Here is a 14,934-nt window from a genome sequence, read left to right on the forward strand (position 1 = left end):
CAGCTTGACACCTTAACGCTGTTAAGGAGATGCTCGGGGGCAAGCGGCACTTAGCAGCGTTAAGGAGATGCGGCATGCACACGGACGTCCTGATCGCCGGCGCGGGCCCCACCGGACTCGCGCTCGGCATCGATCTGGCCCGGCGCGGCGTGGACGCGCTGGTCGTGGAGCGGGAGGGGACGCTGTTCCCCGGCTCGCGCGGCAAGGGCTTCCAGCCCCGCACCATGGAGGTCTTCGACGACCTCGGCGTCATCGACGCGATCCACGCGGCGGGCGGCACCTACCCGGTCGGCATGATCTGGAAGAACGGCGAGCGGGCCGGCGAGCACCACATGTTCGACCCGGCCGAGCCGAGCGAGGACTCGCCGTACAACAGGGCGTGGATGGTGCCGCAGTGGCGCACGCAGGAGATCCTGGCGGCCCGGCTCGCGGAACTGGGGGGCGGGATCGCCTTCGGTCACGAGGTCGTCGGGGTCTCGCAGGACGACGAGAGCGTCACCGCGCGCCTCTCCTCGGGCGGGACGGTGCGCGCCCGCTACCTGGTCGCGGCGGACGGCGGCCGGTCGGCGGTGCGCCGCGCGCTGGGCATCGGCATGACCGGCGAGCCCGTCGACCCGAACCCGACGCTGGTGGCGGACGTCCGGATCAACGGCCTGGACCGGGACAACTGGCACGTCTTCCCGCCGCGCGAAGGCGACGACCTCCTCGCGATCTGCCCGCTGGCCGGCACCGAGGACTTCCAGGTGATGGCGCGGTTCCCGGAGGGCGCGGACGTGGACACCTCCCCGGACGGCGTCCGCAAGGTCGTCGCGGAGCGCTCGCACATCGCCGCCGAGGACGTGACCGAGGTGCGCTGGGCCTCCGACTTCCGGCCGCGGGCGGCCCTGGCCGACCGTTTCCGCTCGGGCCGGGTCTTCATCGCCGGCGACGCGGCCCACGTGCACTCACCGGCGGGCGGTCAGGGGCTGAACACCAGCGTCCAGGACGCCTACAACCTGGGTTGGAAGCTGGACGCGGTGCTGACGGGCAGCGCTCCGGCCACGCTCCTGGACAGCTACGAGGAGGAACGGCGCCCCGTCGCCGCGGAGATGCTCGACCTGTCGACCGCCGTCCACCGCGGCGAGGTGCGGCGCGGCGGGGCGACCCGGCAGCTGGGGATCGGGTACCGGCAGTCGTCGCTGACGGTGGAGACGCGGGACACCGTCGACGAGGGTGCGATACGGGCCGGTGACCGCGCGCCCGACGGAAGGGTGGACGGCGTACGGATCTTCGACGCCTTCCGGGGACCGCACTGGACGCTGCTGGCGCTGGGCGCCACGGCGCCGCCGGTGCCGGAGTCGGTGCCCGTCGTCCGGGGGCCCGGACACGGGACGTACGGCACGGGGCTGTTCCTGGTCCGGCCGGACGGCTACGTCGGCTGGGCGGGCCAGGACGCGACCGGGCTCGGCGGCTACCTGGCCCGCTTCGGCCTGGCCTGACGGTGGGCCCCCGGCGCGGCAGGCGCTACGCGCTGGCCACCGACAGCTTCACCGCGAAGCCCAGGAACAGCGCGCCCGCCGCCGAGGTGGCCCCCGCCGACAGCCGCTTGCGGCGACGGAAGGCGGCGGCCAGCTTGGTGCCGCTGAAGATCAGCGCGCTCAGGTAGAGGAAGCTGAAGAACTGGGCGAAGGCGCCGAGGACGACGAAGGACAGGGCCGGGTAGGCGTAGCCCGGGTCGACGAACTGCACGAAGAAGGCGACGAAGAAGAGGATCGCCTTCGGGTTGAAGAGGCTGACGACCAGGGCCCGGCGGAAGGGCCGCTCGTCCCCGGCCACCGGGGCGGCGGCGTCCGGCGCCGCCTGCTCCCGCCGGGTCCGCCACATCCCCCACGCGGCCCGCATCATCCCGACCGCGAGCCACGTGAGGTAGCCGGCACCGGCGTACTTCACGATCCCGAACAGCAGGGCGTTGGCCTGGAGCAGCGAGGCCACTCCGGCGGCCGACAGCGTCATCAGCACCGTGTCCCCGCACCAGACACCGGCGGCGGCCGTGTACCCGGCGCGCACGCCCCGGCGGGCGGCCACGGAGAGGACGTAGAGGGAGTTGGGACCGGGCAGCAGGACGATGAGGACGAGGCCTGCCAGGTAGGTGGGGAGGTCTATGACGCCGAACATGGAGGGAGTGTCGCACGGGGGTGCGACACTCCGCGCCCGCGTTTCAGACGTCGGTACGGACGCGCACGCAGCGCGTCCGACGGGTAATCAGAAACGCCCTCAGAAGGCGTCCGAGGGCACGTACGTCCCCCACACCTCGCGCAGCGCGTTGCACACCTCGCCCACCGTCGCCCGGGCCCGCAGCGCGTCCTTCATCGGGTAGAGGACGTTGTCCTCGCCCTCGGCGGCCTTCTTCAGGGCGGTCAGCGCCGTGTCCACCGCCTGCTGGTCGCGCTCGGCGCGCAGCCTGGCGAGGCGTTCGGCCTGCTGGGCCTCGATGGCCGGGTCGACGCGGAGGGGCTCGTACGGCTCCTCCTCGTCGAGCTGGTAGCGGTTGACGCCGACGACGACGCGCTCGCCGGAGTCGGTCTCCTGGGCGATGCGGTAGGCGCTGCGCTCGATCTCGTTCTTCTGGAAGCCGTGTTCGATGGCGCTGACCGCGCCGCCGAGGTCCTCGACCTTCTGCATCAGCTCCAGGGCGGCGGCCTCGACGTCGTCGGTCATCTTCTCGATGACGTAGGACCCGGCGAACGGGTCGACCGTCGCCGTCACGTCCGTCTCGTAGGCGAGGACCTGCTGCGTGCGCAGGGCGAGGCGGGCGGACTTGTCGGTCGGCAGCGCGATGGCCTCGTCGAAGGAGTTGGTGTGCAGCGACTGGGTGCCGCCGAGGACGGCCGCGAGTCCCTGGACGGCGACGCGGACCAGGTTGACCTCGGGCTGCTGGGCCGTCAGCTGGACGCCGGCCGTCTGGGTGTGGAAGCGCAGCATCAGCGACTTGGGGTTCTTCGCGCCGAACTCCTCCTTCATGACCCGCGCCCAGATCCGGCGGGCCGCGCGGAACTTGGCGACCTCCTCCAGGATCGTCGTACGGGCCACGAAGAAGAAGGAGAGGCGGGGCGCGAAGTCGTCGACGTCCATGCCGGCCGCGACGGCCGTGCGCACGTACTCGATGCCGTCGGCGAGGGTGAAGGCGATCTCCTGCGCGGGGGAGGCGCCCGCCTCGGCCATGTGGTAGCCGGAGATCGAGATGGTGTTCCACTTCGGGATCTCGGCCTTGCAGTACTTGAAGATGTCCGCGATCAGCCGGAGCGAGGGCTTGGGCGGGAAGATGTACGTCCCGCGCGCGATGTACTCCTTCAGCACGTCGTTCTGGATCGTGCCGGTCAACTGGTCCGCGCCGACGCCCTGTTCCTCCGCGACGAGTTGGTAGAGCAGGAGCAGCAGCGAGGCGGGCGCGTTGATCGTCATGGACGTGGAGACCTTGTCCAGCGGGATCCCGCCGAACAGCACCCGCATGTCGTCGATCGAGTCGATCGCCACGCCGACCTTGCCGACCTCGCCCGAGGCGATCGGGGCGTCGGAGTCGTGGCCCATCTGGGTGGGCAGGTCGAAGGCGACGGACAGGCCCATCGTGCCGTTGGCGATCAGCTGCTTGTAGCGGGCGTTGGACTCCGTGGCCGTGCCGAATCCGGCGTACTGGCGCATCGTCCACGGGCGGCCGGTGTACATCGTCGGGTACACGCCGCGGGTGAAGGGGTACCGGCCCGGTTCGCCGAGCTTCTCGGCCGGGTCCCAGCCCTCACGGGTGCCGGGCCCGTAGACCGGTTCGATGGGCAGTCCGCTCTCGGTGGATCGGACACTGCCCGACTCGCGCGTCATGGTGTGTTGCCTCCCGCTGAGCATGTGTTCGAGCTGCTCGAACTACCCGTCAGTTACTCGCCAGTACAGACCGACCCTCCGTCGGACTGTATCGGCGGGCGCGCGCCCGGGTGGAGGGGCACACGCTGGGACCTTGCTCACAGCCGCGTTGCGGTCCCGGTCACAACGATGCCGCGCCGTTCGCGGCACGTCATCCGCGGGGAGCATCTCTGGGGGACATCCGTGCCGAACCGTGAGACGACGGGGACAGTGATGCGTATGAGGGGCATGAGGAGTGCGCGGTACAGGTCGGGCGCGGTCGCCTGCGCCCTGGGCGCCGTGCTGGCGGCGGGCGGCTGCACGGTGACGGGCCCCGGCATCGACGGCACCGGACCGCCGGCGCCGGGCGTCGGCGGCACGGGCCCGCAGGCACCCGGCGCCCACGGTCCGGCGGGCGCACCGGCGCCCGGCGCCAACGCCGCGGGACGCTCGCCCGCAGCCGGCGCCGCCCCGGCGGCGCCCCCGAAGCGCGCCCCGTCCGCCGCCCGCCGGCCGGCCGCCGCTCCGCCCGCCCGGCCCGCGCCGCGGGTGCTGTGGCAGCGGGGCGACAAGGGCCGCGACGTCCGCGAACTCCAGGCACGGCTGCGTCAGGTCGGCTGGTTCGCCGGCGGCCCGACGGGGACGTACGACGACCGGACCGCGCGCGCGGTGAGCGGCTTCCAGCGCAAGCGCGGACTGCCCCGGACGGGCCGGACGGACACCGTCACCTGGCGGCGGCTGACGGCGATGACGCGCGAGCCGGGCAGGTGGCAGCTCTACGCGACGGGCGGGCAGCCGGCCGCCGCACCCGACCCGCGCTGCATGACCGGCCGGGTGCTGTGCCTCAGCAAGTCGAGCCGGACGTTGCGCTGGATGGTCGACGGCCGGACGGTGTCGACGATGGCGGTGCGGTTCGGCTCCCAGTACACGCCGACCCGGGAGGGCGTCTTCCACGTCTACTGGAAGTCCCGCCACCACTGGTCGACGATCTACCACTCGCCGATGCCGTACGCGATGTTCTTCAGCGGCGGCCAGGCCGTGCACTACTCGTACGACTTCGCCGCGCGCGGTTACGCGGGGGCCTCGCACGGATGCGTCAACGTGCGGGACGAGGCGGCGATCGCGGCCCTGTACGCGCAGGTGCGCAAGGGCGACAAGGTCGTCGTGTACCGGTGAGGCGCCGCGGAGGCGGATGGGGCGCGGGCGGGACCGGGGGAACGTGTCCCGCCCGCGCCGAGGTGCACGAGCCGCAGGTACGGGGGGAACCCCGGCTCAGTGCAGGGAGCCGATGACCAGTCGGCTCACTCTGTACTGCGCTCCGGCGGCCGAAAGTGTCACACCTGCCGCGGAAGAAATTCCGTCCGCTCGCGAAAGTGCAGGTCAGACGGTATTGCCAAGGATCGGAAGCTGCTGCGGGGCACGCTTCGGCAGCAGGTCCGGCAGGGGCAGAACGGCCACCGGGCCGCCCACGGCGTGGGGGGCTGTGTGAGGACGGTCGTCGCCCTCGCCGTCACCGTTGTCGCCCTCGCCCCCGCCGTCCTGCTTGCCTTCGCCCCCTTTACTGCCTTTACCGCCTTTGCCGCTCTTGTCGTTCTTGCTTCCCTTGCCGCCCTTGCCGCCCTTATCGGCTTTGACGGTCTTGCCGCCCTTGCCGTTCTTCCCGCTGTTGCCGTTCTGGCTGTTGTTGCCGGCGTTCTCGCTCTTGCCGCCGGTGTCCTTGCGGGGCTCGCCCTCGCTCGCCGTCCCGTCCAGGGCACCCGCCGCGGCCTCCCCGGCACCACCCCCGCTCCGGTCCCGGTCCGTGGCACCGGTGCCGGCGAGGACGCTCCTGCAGTACGCGCCCACCCGTGCGGTGCCGCCGGCCGCCTCCGTCAGCGCGCGCCTGCGGGCGCCGTCGAGAGCCCGGCCGGCGTCCACCTCACGGCAGGACGTGGCGAGTTCGCGCCGGTGGCCGTCCGCACCGTCCGACGTCCGGTCGCCCGCGTCGGGGCCGCCGGCCGTGGCGCCGCCCGCCTCGTCGCGCGTGGTCCCGCCGCCGGAGGGGCCGGACGTGGCGCCGTCGGACGCGGGTCCCTCCCGCAGACCGTCCAGGGGGGTGGGCGAGCCGAGCGGACGGTCGGGGCTGGCCGCGGCCGAGACGGTGGCGGCGGGGTCCTCCGGTACGGCACCGCGGAACGGCGTCGGCAGGACTCCGGTTCCGGCCGCCACCGCGACCCCGCCGACCATGCCGGCGGTCAGCGCGGCGGCCAGTCCGAGGCGCAGCGGGCGGCCCCAGCGCGAACGCCCGGCGCCGTCGCGGCGCGGGCCGATGCGGACCAGCCCGGCGTCGGACGGCCGCGCCGCCGTGCCGCGGACGCGTGCGGCCGGTACGTCGGCCCACTCCGCCGCGTCGTCGGCGCGCGCCTTGCGGAAGGCGGCCAGCGCGGCGGCCTCGCCGGGCAGTTCTCCGCTGGTCGGCACGGGGTGCGCCGCCAGCGCGTCCAGGGTGTGGGCGAGCCGTTCGGCGCGGTCCCGGACCGCGGGGTCGACAGCTTTCAGTGACTCTCCGCGCAGCAAGGTCTCCGCCGTTTCGCGGTCCAGCCACCCGTCCTGCTCGTCCGACATCACATGTCCTTCTGCGTCCGCGCACGCGTATGCGTCACAGTCGCGGACGTCACCGCGCGGCGGCGCGGTTCTCGCTGGGGCGGCAGGGCGTCGAGCACCCCGGTGGATTCCGGATCGCCGCCGAGCAGTTCGGCCAGGCGCTTGAGGCCGCGGTGCGCCGCCGTGCGGACGGCGCCGGGGCGCTTGCCCAGCGTCTCGGCCGCGCTCTTGGCGTCGAGCCCGACGACCACGCGCAGGACGACCGCCTCGGCCTGGTCCTGCGGCAGCCGCGCGATGAGGGAGAGCGTGCTGTCGGTGGCCAGGGCCTCGATGGCCTCGCCGGCGGTGTCGGACTCGGCGGGCTTGCCGGTCAGCTCCGTCTCGTCGCCGCCGATCGCCGGCCGGCGTCCGCGCATGCGGATGTGGTCCAGGGCGCGGTTGCGGGCGATCCGGGCGGCCCAGCCGCGGAACCGGTCCGCGTCGCCGTCGAATCGTTCCAGGTCGCGGGCGATCTGCAGCCACGCCTCGGACGCCACGTCCTCGGCGTCCGGATCACCGACCAGCGTCCGCACGTAGGTGAGCAACCGCGGGTGCACAGCGCGGTACACAGTCCGGAACGCGGTCTCGTCCCCGTCCTGCGCCGCACGCACCGCGGCGGTCAGCTCCGCGTCGTCCCCCAGCACCGAACGCGCCTCTCCTTGCGCCTGAGCCGGCGCCGCTCTCGCGTGCCGGGTGCTCGCCGTCGTGGTTCCTCATCGAGTCGTCGCGGTGGTCCACCGCTGGTGTGATGCGGGAGGAAGGTCCCCCGCTGATCGGCGCGAAAGGCACGTTACGTCTTGAAACCGCCGCTCGTCCATGTCCTCATCGCATTGCCGTACAAGATGCAACTAAGCCGTGACGGGGTGGGGTGTGACAGAAAACGCATCGGCGGCGCTGTAGGGAGTACGGGTCGCCGCGCGGCCCGTGCCGCGCGACGGCCGGGGCCTCTCCTGTGGGGGGTGGCGGCCCCGGCCGTTGCCTTGGCCACCGCCTTCGGCCCAGGGCTACTCGCCCCGACCGCGGTCCTGCCCCGTCTTCTTCCCGCCAGTGGCGTTCCCGCCGTCGTTGCCGTCGCCGTTGCCGTCGCCGGGGTTGCCGCTCGCCCGGGCCGGCTCACCCGGCCCGCCCCCGGCGTTCGCCGCGGTCCCGTTGTTCCCGGTGGCTCCGGCCCCGTCGTTCCCGTGGCCTGCGGTGGCGGGTCCCGTCTGCCGTGCGTGCTGCCGGGCGCAGTACTCCGCGACGTGTCCCTCACCGCCCGCCGCCTCGACGAGCCGCCGCCAGGCCGTGGCCTCCAGCGCGTGGCCGCGTCCCTCGACCCGCTCGTAGGCACGGCAGTGGGCCTCGGTGTCCCGGCCGGCGGCCGGGGCTCCGGACGCGGTGGTGGCGCCGGAGGGCCCGGGCGCGACGGGGCGGCCGACGCTGCCCGTACCGGTCGGGGCGGCGGTGGGTACCGGACCCCGGTTCCCGGCGGAGGGAGTGCCCTCGGCCGGGGAACCGCCCGCGTCGCCCGCCCCGATCGCCGCGTACGCCACTCCACCGAGCGTGAGGCTCGCCAGGAGGACGGACAGGGTGGTCCGCAGGGAACGCCGGGCGCGTCGCCTCTCCCTGGGCCGCCAGTCGTCCCGGCGGCGGACGCACGCGGTCCGCGCCGCGCGGTGGGCCCCCGTGTCCCGGGCGGCCCGGAAGGCTTCCACGGCCCGCCGCTCGCCCTCGGCACCACCGCGCAGGGCAGCGGCGAGCAGCTCCTCGACGGCCGGCACGTCGAGGGCGTCACCGGCACACCGGGCGTCCTGGGCACCGGGGAGAGCGGACCGCCGGCCCCGGCACCCGCCGCCACCGCCCCGCGGGTCGCCAGGGGTGGCCCGGGCATCGCGGGCATCCCCGGCATCGGGCTCGGCAGACCGCCGCCCCTGGGAGCCGGCGTCGCCGCCCCGCGCGACCTCGGAGGCGGCCCAGGCGTCACGGGCATCCCCGGCATCGGACTCGGCAGACCGCCGCCCCTGGGAGCCGGCGTCGCCGCCCCGCGCGACCTCGGAGGCGGCCCAGGCGTCACGGGCATCCCCGGCATCGGACTCGGCAGACCGCCGCCCCTGGGAGCCGGCGTCGCCGCCCCGCGAGACCTCGGAGGCGGCCCAGGCGTCACGGGCATCCCCGGCACCGGGCTCGGACCGCCGGCCCCGGGAGCCGGCGTCGCCGCCCCGCAGGTCGCCGGGGGTGGTCCGGGGGGCGGGGTGGGCAGGCCGGCGGGCGTGTCCGCCGTCGCTCCGCTGTGCGCCCATGCCCGCTTCCGTTCCCGCTCGGTCCCCGGGGCCGCCGCCGTCGGCGCCCCTCATGTCGACTCCCCCAGCGTCCTGGGCCCCTCATCCGTCACACCGTCGGCGCCCAGTTGCCGGGCCAGCCGCTTCAGACCCCGGTACGTGGCCGTGCGCACCGCGCCCGGCCGCTTGCCCAGTACGCGTGCGGCGGCGGGGCCGTCGAGACCGACGACGACGCGCAGCAGCACGGCCTCCGCCTGGTCACGCGGCAGCCCTCGGACCAGGCTCAGCGCGGCCCGGGTGGACAGCGTCTCCAGCGCCTGGTCGTGGGTGGAGTGCCCGCCGGGCAGGTCCAGCACGTCCTGCTCCAGCGCCGACGCCCGGGGCCGCACCTTCTGGCGCCGCAGGTGGTCCAGCGCCCGGTGCCGGGCGATGGTCGCCGTCCAGCCCCGGAAACCGGCCCCGTCGCCGCGGAAGCGTCCCAGGTCGCGCGCGATCTCCAGCCAGGCGTCCGAGGCAACGTCCTCGGCGTCGTCCCCGACCAGCCCGCGCAGATAGCCGAGCAGGCCGGGCTGCACGAGCCGGTAGGCGACCGCGAAGGCGGCCTCGTCCCCCTCCTGGGCCAGCGCGACGGCCGCGCCCAGTTCCCCGTCGTACGCCTGTACGCGGCGGGTTTCCCCTCCCTGGCCCAAGAAGCGTCCTCGTCCGTACCGGATACCCGGCGCGCTCGTCGAGCCCGCCCCCAAGGTCATCAGCGTCGGGCCGCACGGAAGTGTCACAGCGAACGGCCCGTACGCCCGCCCGCCCGCGGCCGCCGGGCGGTACGCCCCCGGCGTCACCGTGCCGCCGTCGCCTCCCGGCACAGCAGGCGCAACGACCCGTGGCCGGCGAAGCAGCGGCGGGCCTCGTCGATCGGGTCCCAGAGGCGGCCGTCGCGGGTGCGGACCCAGTGGTCGCCGCCGGTCGCCCACCATTCGGCACCGCTCTCCCGCACGATCACCTCACCGGCGTAGGCCCCGAGCCCGCGCAGCACGGTCTCGACCGCGGCGTAGGGCGCTCCCTCGCCCCGGATGCCGTCGATCATGCGGTCGACGCGCCACAGGCTCTGGGGCGAGTAGTCCAGACGCAGCCGTGCGCCCTCGCGCATCACGGCCACCGTGTCGGCCGCCCACCGCGCCGGCTTGGTGGCGGCCCGGGGCCGGTCCGGCACCGTCGGACCGGCATCCGTGGGCCCGGGAGTCGGGGTGGTCGGGGCAGTGGTCCCACTGGTCACCGTCGCTTCGCTCGTCACAGTCGTCACATCCGCAAGAGCGTCGCCCGGCGGCGTTTCGTCACACGGTTCCGCCCGTCGTTCCGCAACCGGCGCAGGACCGCCCCACCTCCCCCACGTCCGCCGCAGCACCGCCGCGCCGTCCCCGCAGGACGGTCACAGCCCGGCCGGCGTCAGCCCCGCCCGCGCGCCCTGCGGGAGACCACCGCCCGAAGCACCCGGCGGCCCTCCGTGGACACGTCCAGGGCGCCCCGCAGCCCGGCCGGGCCGTGGCCCGCGAGCAGCTCCAGGACGGAGACCTGGCGGCGCAGTTCGGCGGCGACGAGCGGCGACGTGCCGTGCGCCGCTCCCTCAGGGCCGGCGTCGGCACCGGCGCCGCTGTCCCCGGCCGGGTCCAGGAGCCGGTGGATCCGCAGGGAGGCCACGGAACAGGCGTCGGCCCAGGCCCGTACCTCGGCGGCCGAGCACCCGGCCGGGGCGGCGGCCAGCATCCGCCGGGCCAGCAGGACGGCCTCGTCCTCGCCGGCCGCGTCGGGCCCGGCGAGCTTGCCGCGGACCTGCTCCCACCCCTGTGCCCAGGCCGGCCCGCCCTCGGTCACGTCCCCGTCGGCGAGGGTCGCCCACAACGGCCGCAGCACGTCGTCGTCGCCGTCCAGCAGCGGCAGGCATCGGTCCAGACAGGCCAGTCCGCTCGCGGCGAGCCCGCGTGCGTCGGCCTGCGCGATCAGTTCCACCAGACTCATCCGGCGCCTCCTCGTCCCTACCGCCCCGGCCCGCGTTCCACCACGGAACCCGCACTTCCCCCTACTGCGTGCGAGGACCCGGGAGTGTCACAGCGGCACCACGCCGAGCCGGTCGAGGAAGCGGAAGAAGAGGTCCTCGGCCGCCGGGGAAGCCTCGGACGGGTCCGGGCCGGGAGCCGCGTCGCCCCCCGGGTCCGCCGCCAGCACGTCGGCCAGCTCCCCGGCGTCCGCGGTGCGCCCGGCCTCGGCGGCCCAGGCGACGGCACGCTCGGCGGCGTCCCGGGGCTCGAGGAAGTAGTCCTCCAGCGTGAGCCCCTCGTTCTCGGCCCCGAGGTACCCGGCCATCGCGGTGCGCACCAGGCAGGTCGTCCACGCCCCGCTGCCGGGTGCCGCCGCCTCGACGACCACGCAGTCGCTGTCCATGACGTACCCGAACAGCGCGGGCGCGCCGGTCCGCGCGGCCAGGTCGTTCATGTTCCCGACGTCCCCCTCGCCGCCCGGGTACTCCCACACCTGCCAGCCGTCCGGCGCGGTCACCCGCAGCGTCATGTCCGCCGCGCCCGGCAGCGCGCCCAGCTCCACGAGCGGCCGTTCCGCGCGGCCCACGACGAAGTACCCCCAGTAGCCCATGTCCCGGCTCCCCCCGGCGTGACGGTTCGGCTCGCCCAAACATCACCACAGCCGTACGGGAGTTCGGAGCCGTATCGGACAATCCGGGGCGGCCCGGCCGGCCGTCAGTCGAGCCGGTCGGCCAGCGCCTTGAACTCCGTCCAGGACAGCTCGGGCTTGTCCGGGTCCCAGAGTTTCTGGACCGTCGCCGCCAGCGGCAGCCGGATGCCGGCGGCGACCTGTGCCTGCGTCTGGGCGTTCGGGATGTCGCCCCAGACGGCGAAGCTGCCGCCGAGGATCTGGTCGTCGTACTTCGCGTCGACCGCCGTGGTGCCCCGCAGGACGCGCGGGGTCCACTGCTCGTAGATGCGCTCGCCGGTCGGGTAGACGAAGGTCTGGGGCTCACCCAGCACGTAGTAGAGGAACTCGTCGTTGTAGTTGAGGACCTCGCGGCCGGCGCTCAGGTACTCCGCCGGCGGGCGGGCGCCGATCTCCTTGCCGGTCCAGTAGGCGACCTTGATGTCCTTCATGGGCTCGACGGACGTGTCCTTGAAGAAGCCGTCGTTCCAGGCCCGCGGGGTGCGGTCGTGGGCCATGACCGTCTTGGCGCGGCCGTTGAGCCAGCCGGTGGTGAGGTCGGCGACGGTGCCGCCGGAGCCGTAGGCGTCGCGGGCGGCGGCGGCCAGCGTCGGGTAGGACGCCTCGGGGTCCGGCACCACGAGCGCCTGGTACTCGTCGGCGCCGAGGTGGAACTGGGTGCCGGGGAAGAGGTCGGCGTACTCGTCCAGCAGGTCGTCGACGATCTCGGCGGCCTCCGGCTTGGAGATGTCGATCGCCCCGCGCGTGGCCGTGCCCCGGGCGTTGCGCAGCTGGAGGTCGGGGTGCGCGGCGATGACCGCGCCGAGGTGGCCCGGCGAGTCGATCTCGGGGACGACGGTGATGTGCCGGGAGGCGGCGAGGTCGGTGATCTCCTTGACCTCGGCCTTGGTCAGGTGGTCCTGGGAGACGATCTCCGGGTGCGAGTCGGACTCGATGCGGAAGGCCTGGTCGTCGGAGAAGTGCAGGCCCAGCTCGTTGTACTTCAGGTCGCCCAGCTCGCGGACCCGGTCCTTGATCCAGTCGGCGTCGTAGTGCTTGCGGGCGATGTCGAGCATGAAGCCGCGCTTGGGTTTGGCCGGCTCGTCCTTCACCACGCCCTCCGGTGCGGTGCCGCCGCCGTCCACCTCCTGCTTCAGGGTGCGGGTGCCGTAGAAGACGCCCGCCTCGGCCGGCCCGCTGACGGTGACGCGGCCGTCGCGCACCGTCATGGAGTACGACTCCGGGTTCGCTCCCCGGTCGGCCTTGACCTCCAGCCGCAGGTCCCCGGAGCGCGCGTCGTCCTGCTCACCGGCGTACGCCATCCCCAGCTCACCGGCGACCAGCCGCCCCTCGTCGGCGAGGGACGGGTCGGTGACGACGACCCGGTGGCCGGGGCCCGGCTGCCAGCCGGGGCCGCGGGCCGGGGTGTGCTGCCGTACGGCGGGCACCGTCCGCGGCTCCGTCGACAGGGGATAGGAGCGGCTGGGGCTGGGCGAGGGGGCGGCCGCCTCGGCGGAGGACCGCCCCGTGGAGCCCGCGGGCCCGCCGTTCCCGTCGCCGTCGGCGGCCCAGAGGCCGACTCCCACGCCGAGCGCCGCGACCGCCGCTCCGGCGATCACCGCTCGCTGCCTCACTGTGCGCGCCGGTGTCCGGCGTCCGTGCTGGCTCACGACGTCAACCTACGGCCGACGACTCCACCATGCGTCCACCACATGTTCCGAAACTCTCCCGTTCGGGTGAAATTCGGGCAGCGTACGGACATCCGATGCCCTCTCTCGATAACGTGTCGTCACTTATTTCGCACAATCCCCTGCCGACACACGTGACGCCCACAAGGACCCACGCTGCCTGCCCATCGTCTTCCAGACCTCCCCGGCCGAGTCGCCATACCCGTGCCGGTGCAAACCCGCGCCGCACAGGTCACACCCTCCTCGCTGGAGCGCTTCAACACCGCCCCCGCCGATGAGGCCGTCCGAACCCTGCTCACCTGCCTGAACAGCCACGAGTGGGCCCACCGCCTGGCCGCCCACCGCCCCTATCCGGACCTCCCGGCCCTCCTCGCGGCGGCCGACGAGGCGGCGTACGACCTGAGCTCGACCGACCTCACAGAGGCCCTGGCGAGGGAGGCGGTGCCCGCCCTGGCCGCGGACACGTACGCGGCGGCCCACACGGCTCTGACCGCGGCGACCGCGGCGTACGAGAGTCGCTTCGGACACGCGTTCGCCATCTGCCTGGACGGCCTGCCCGCGGGCGAGGCCCTGGACCACGCCCTCGCGGACATCCGGTCACGATTGGCGAACGATCCCGACGAGGAACGCCAGGTGGCGGCGGAAGAACTCCGGCGCCTGGCACGGGGCAGACTGACGAGCACCCTCAGGGGCGCGGGGAACTGCGCGACCAGCCACTGACGACACGCACCCGGCATTGAAGACAAACCCCCGCCCCACAGCCGGCGGACTGCTCCTTTGAGTGCAACTTTGATCACATAGGCAGGCCCCCCGTAAGCACCACGGGCAACCGTCGCTACGATGCTGGGGGCCGGTGGACCGTACCCGGCCGGGCCCGACCGACAAGGAAAGCCGGCGCGGCCCCAATCCCCGCTCCCGGAGGAAACTTCCGTGCCGGCTGGAACGCTGTACCGCGGCCGGGAAGGAATGTGGTCCTGGGTGGCTCACCGAGTCACCGGCGTCCTCATTTTCTTCTTCCTGTTCGTTCACGTGCTGGACACCGCTCTCGTCCGTGTGTCCCCCGAGGCCTACGACACCGTCGTGGCCACGTACAAGACGCCGATCGTCGCGCTGCTGGAGTACGGCCTCGTCGCCGCCATCCTGTTCCACGCGCTCAACGGCCTGCGTGTCATCGCCGTCGACTTCTGGATCAAGGGCGCTCGCTACCAGAAGCAGATGCTCTGGACCGTCGTCGCCGTCTGGGTCGTGCTGATGCTCGGGGCGATCTACCCCGTCCTCGGCCACGCCGCTCGTGAACTGTTCGGGAGCTGACGCGCATGTCCACTGTTGAGAAGTCCGCCTCGGGCATCGGCCCCGTCGAGGGTGCGTCCGTCCACACGGTCGACAACCCCGCGCCGCTGATCGAGCCGCCCCGCAAGCGCACCAAGAAGTCCCCGAAGTCCACGCGCGGCAACTTCGAGATGGCCGCCTGGCTCTTCATGCGCCTGTCCGGCGTGGTGCTGGTCGTCCTGGTCATCGGGCACCTGCTCATCCAGCTCGTGCTGGACGGCGGCGTCTCGAAGATCGGCTTCGCCTTCGTGGCCGGCCGCTGGGCCTCGCCGTTCTGGCAGGTCTGGGACCTGCTGATGCTCTGGCTCGCGATGCTGCACGGTGCCAACGGCCTGCGCACGGTCATCAACGACTACGCGGAGCGCGCGAACACCCGGCTGTGGCTCAAGGGCCTGCTCTACACCGCCACGGTGTTCACCATCCTGCTGGGCACGCTGGTGATCTTCACCTTCGACCCGAACATCCGCTAG

General features: G+C 73.8%; 16 protein-coding genes. 5 read left to right on the forward strand and 11 right to left on the reverse strand.

The window, feature by feature from the left end; all coding sequences use genetic code 11:
- The first annotated feature begins 74 nt into the window (after positions 1–74).
- Entirely contained in the window at positions 75–1,478 is a 1,404-nt protein-coding gene (locus ACGF3H_RS21365) for an FAD-dependent oxidoreductase (RefSeq protein ID WP_362490477.1), read from the forward strand.
- Between the two features lie 25 nt (positions 1,479–1,503).
- Here ACGF3H_RS21365 and leuE read toward each other — a convergent pair whose 3' ends face one another.
- Together leuE and ACGF3H_RS21375 are read right to left on the reverse strand one after the other, a co-directional pair.
- Positions 1,504–2,154, reverse strand: a complete 651-nt coding sequence (gene leuE / locus ACGF3H_RS21370; RefSeq protein ID WP_362490480.1) for a leucine efflux protein LeuE — start codon at positions 2,152–2,154, stop codon at positions 1,504–1,506.
- A 99-nt stretch (positions 2,155–2,253) separates the two neighbouring features.
- Entirely contained in the window at positions 2,254–3,852 is a 1,599-nt protein-coding gene (locus ACGF3H_RS21375) for a methylmalonyl-CoA mutase family protein (RefSeq protein ID WP_362490482.1), read from the reverse strand.
- A gap of 252 nt (positions 3,853–4,104) precedes the next feature.
- Here ACGF3H_RS21375 and ACGF3H_RS21380 point away from each other — a divergent pair, with 252 nt between their 5' ends.
- Positions 4,105–5,046 carry a L,D-transpeptidase family protein gene (locus tag ACGF3H_RS21380; RefSeq protein WP_362490484.1) on the forward strand — a complete coding sequence of 314 codons (942 nt, stop codon included), beginning with the start codon at positions 4,105–4,107 and terminating at the stop codon, positions 5,044–5,046.
- A gap of 204 nt (positions 5,047–5,250) precedes the next feature.
- Here the strand turns inward: ACGF3H_RS21380 and ACGF3H_RS21385 are convergent, their stop codons facing one another.
- The 8 genes from ACGF3H_RS21385 to ACGF3H_RS21420 all read right to left on the reverse strand — a co-directional run bounded on the left by ACGF3H_RS21385 (position 5,251) and on the right by ACGF3H_RS21420 (position 13,066).
- Complete coding sequence (locus ACGF3H_RS21385) at positions 5,251–6,474, reverse strand: hypothetical protein (protein ID WP_362490486.1); 1,224 nt, start codon at positions 6,472–6,474, stop codon at positions 5,251–5,253.
- Positions 6,474–7,136 (reverse strand): RNA polymerase sigma factor, encoded by a 663-nt coding sequence (locus ACGF3H_RS21390; protein ID WP_189229014.1) that lies wholly within the window; start codon positions 7,134–7,136, stop codon positions 6,474–6,476. The genes ACGF3H_RS21385 and ACGF3H_RS21390 overlap by 1 nt, the downstream gene beginning before the upstream one ends.
- A gap of 360 nt (positions 7,137–7,496) precedes the next feature.
- A complete protein-coding gene (locus tag ACGF3H_RS21395) occupies positions 7,497–8,771 on the reverse strand; it encodes a hypothetical protein (protein WP_393816524.1) in 1,275 nt (424 codons plus the stop codon).
- 50 nt (positions 8,772–8,821) lie between these two features.
- The gene (locus tag ACGF3H_RS21400) at positions 8,822–9,439 is read right to left on the reverse strand and encodes an RNA polymerase sigma factor (protein ID WP_362489653.1); all 618 of its coding nucleotides are present in this window, start codon (positions 9,437–9,439) and stop codon (positions 8,822–8,824) included.
- 143 nt (positions 9,440–9,582) lie between these two features.
- Positions 9,583–9,957 carry a hypothetical protein gene (locus ACGF3H_RS21405; protein WP_362489651.1) on the reverse strand — a complete coding sequence of 125 codons (375 nt, stop codon included), beginning with the start codon at positions 9,955–9,957 and terminating at the stop codon, positions 9,583–9,585.
- Positions 9,958–10,190: 233 nt separating this feature from the next.
- Complete coding sequence (locus tag ACGF3H_RS21410) at positions 10,191–10,760, reverse strand: hypothetical protein (protein ID WP_362489650.1); 570 nt, start codon at positions 10,758–10,760, stop codon at positions 10,191–10,193.
- Positions 10,761–10,847: 87 nt separating this feature from the next.
- Positions 10,848–11,390: a hypothetical protein gene (locus ACGF3H_RS21415; protein ID WP_362489648.1), complete on the reverse strand. Its 543-nt coding sequence runs from the start codon at positions 11,388–11,390 to the stop codon at positions 10,848–10,850.
- A gap of 104 nt (positions 11,391–11,494) precedes the next feature.
- Positions 11,495–13,066, reverse strand: coding sequence for a glycoside hydrolase family 20 protein (locus ACGF3H_RS21420; protein WP_362489671.1), 1,572 nt, complete (start codon positions 13,064–13,066; stop codon positions 11,495–11,497).
- 273 nt (positions 13,067–13,339) lie between these two features.
- Here ACGF3H_RS21420 and ACGF3H_RS21425 point away from each other — a divergent pair, with 273 nt between their 5' ends.
- Positions 13,340–13,855, forward strand: coding sequence for a 2-oxo-4-hydroxy-4-carboxy-5-ureidoimidazoline decarboxylase (locus ACGF3H_RS21425; protein ID WP_362489646.1), 516 nt, complete (start codon positions 13,340–13,342; stop codon positions 13,853–13,855).
- Here the strand turns inward: ACGF3H_RS21425 and ACGF3H_RS21430 are convergent.
- The gene (locus ACGF3H_RS21430; RefSeq protein WP_362489644.1) at positions 13,821–13,922 is read right to left on the reverse strand and encodes a 2Fe-2S iron-sulfur cluster-binding protein; all 102 of its coding nucleotides are present in this window, start codon (positions 13,920–13,922) and stop codon (positions 13,821–13,823) included. The genes ACGF3H_RS21425 and ACGF3H_RS21430 overlap by 35 nt on opposite strands.
- Before the next feature lie 143 nt (positions 13,923–14,065).
- On the opposite strand from ACGF3H_RS21430, the gene sdhC reads away from it, so the two are divergent.
- Together sdhC and ACGF3H_RS21440 are read left to right on the forward strand one after the other, a co-directional pair.
- Entirely contained in the window at positions 14,066–14,446 is a 381-nt protein-coding gene (sdhC, locus tag ACGF3H_RS21435) for a succinate dehydrogenase, cytochrome b556 subunit (RefSeq protein WP_164332902.1), read from the forward strand.
- A 5-nt stretch (positions 14,447–14,451) separates the two neighbouring features.
- Entirely contained in the window at positions 14,452–14,934 is a 483-nt protein-coding gene (locus ACGF3H_RS21440) for a succinate dehydrogenase hydrophobic membrane anchor subunit (RefSeq protein ID WP_362489642.1), read from the forward strand.

Source organism: Streptomyces sp. NPDC048185 (assembly GCF_043202495.1).
In the GTDB taxonomy this organism is placed as follows: Bacteria; Actinomycetota; Actinomycetes; order Streptomycetales; family Streptomycetaceae; genus Streptomyces.

What these genes read in the sequence shown, in the direction of transcription:
- leuE (WP_362490480.1), bottom strand. Translation starts at nt 2,154, where the DNA reads ATGTTCGGCGTCATAGACCTCCCCACCTACCTGGCAGGCCTCGTCCTC.
- ACGF3H_RS21385 (WP_362490486.1), bottom strand. Translation starts at nt 6,474, where the DNA reads ATGTCGGACGAGCAGGACGGGTGGCTGGACCGCGAAACGGCGGAGACC.
- ACGF3H_RS21380 (WP_362490484.1), top strand. Translation starts at nt 4,105, where the DNA reads ATGCGTATGAGGGGCATGAGGAGTGCGCGGTACAGGTCGGGCGCGGTC.
- ACGF3H_RS21440 (WP_362489642.1), top strand. Translation starts at nt 14,452, where the DNA reads ATGTCCACTGTTGAGAAGTCCGCCTCGGGCATCGGCCCCGTCGAGGGT.
- ACGF3H_RS21415 (WP_362489648.1), bottom strand. Translation starts at nt 11,390, where the DNA reads ATGGGCTACTGGGGGTACTTCGTCGTGGGCCGCGCGGAACGGCCGCTC.
- ACGF3H_RS21375 (WP_362490482.1), bottom strand. Translation starts at nt 3,852, where the DNA reads ATGACGCGCGAGTCGGGCAGTGTCCGATCCACCGAGAGCGGACTGCCC.
- ACGF3H_RS21395 (WP_393816524.1), bottom strand. Translation starts at nt 8,771, where the DNA reads ATGGGCGCACAGCGGAGCGACGGCGGACACGCCCGCCGGCCTGCCCAC.
- ACGF3H_RS21365 (WP_362490477.1), top strand. Translation starts at nt 75, where the DNA reads ATGCACACGGACGTCCTGATCGCCGGCGCGGGCCCCACCGGACTCGCG.
- ACGF3H_RS21410 (WP_362489650.1), bottom strand. Translation starts at nt 10,760, where the DNA reads ATGAGTCTGGTGGAACTGATCGCGCAGGCCGACGCACGCGGGCTCGCC.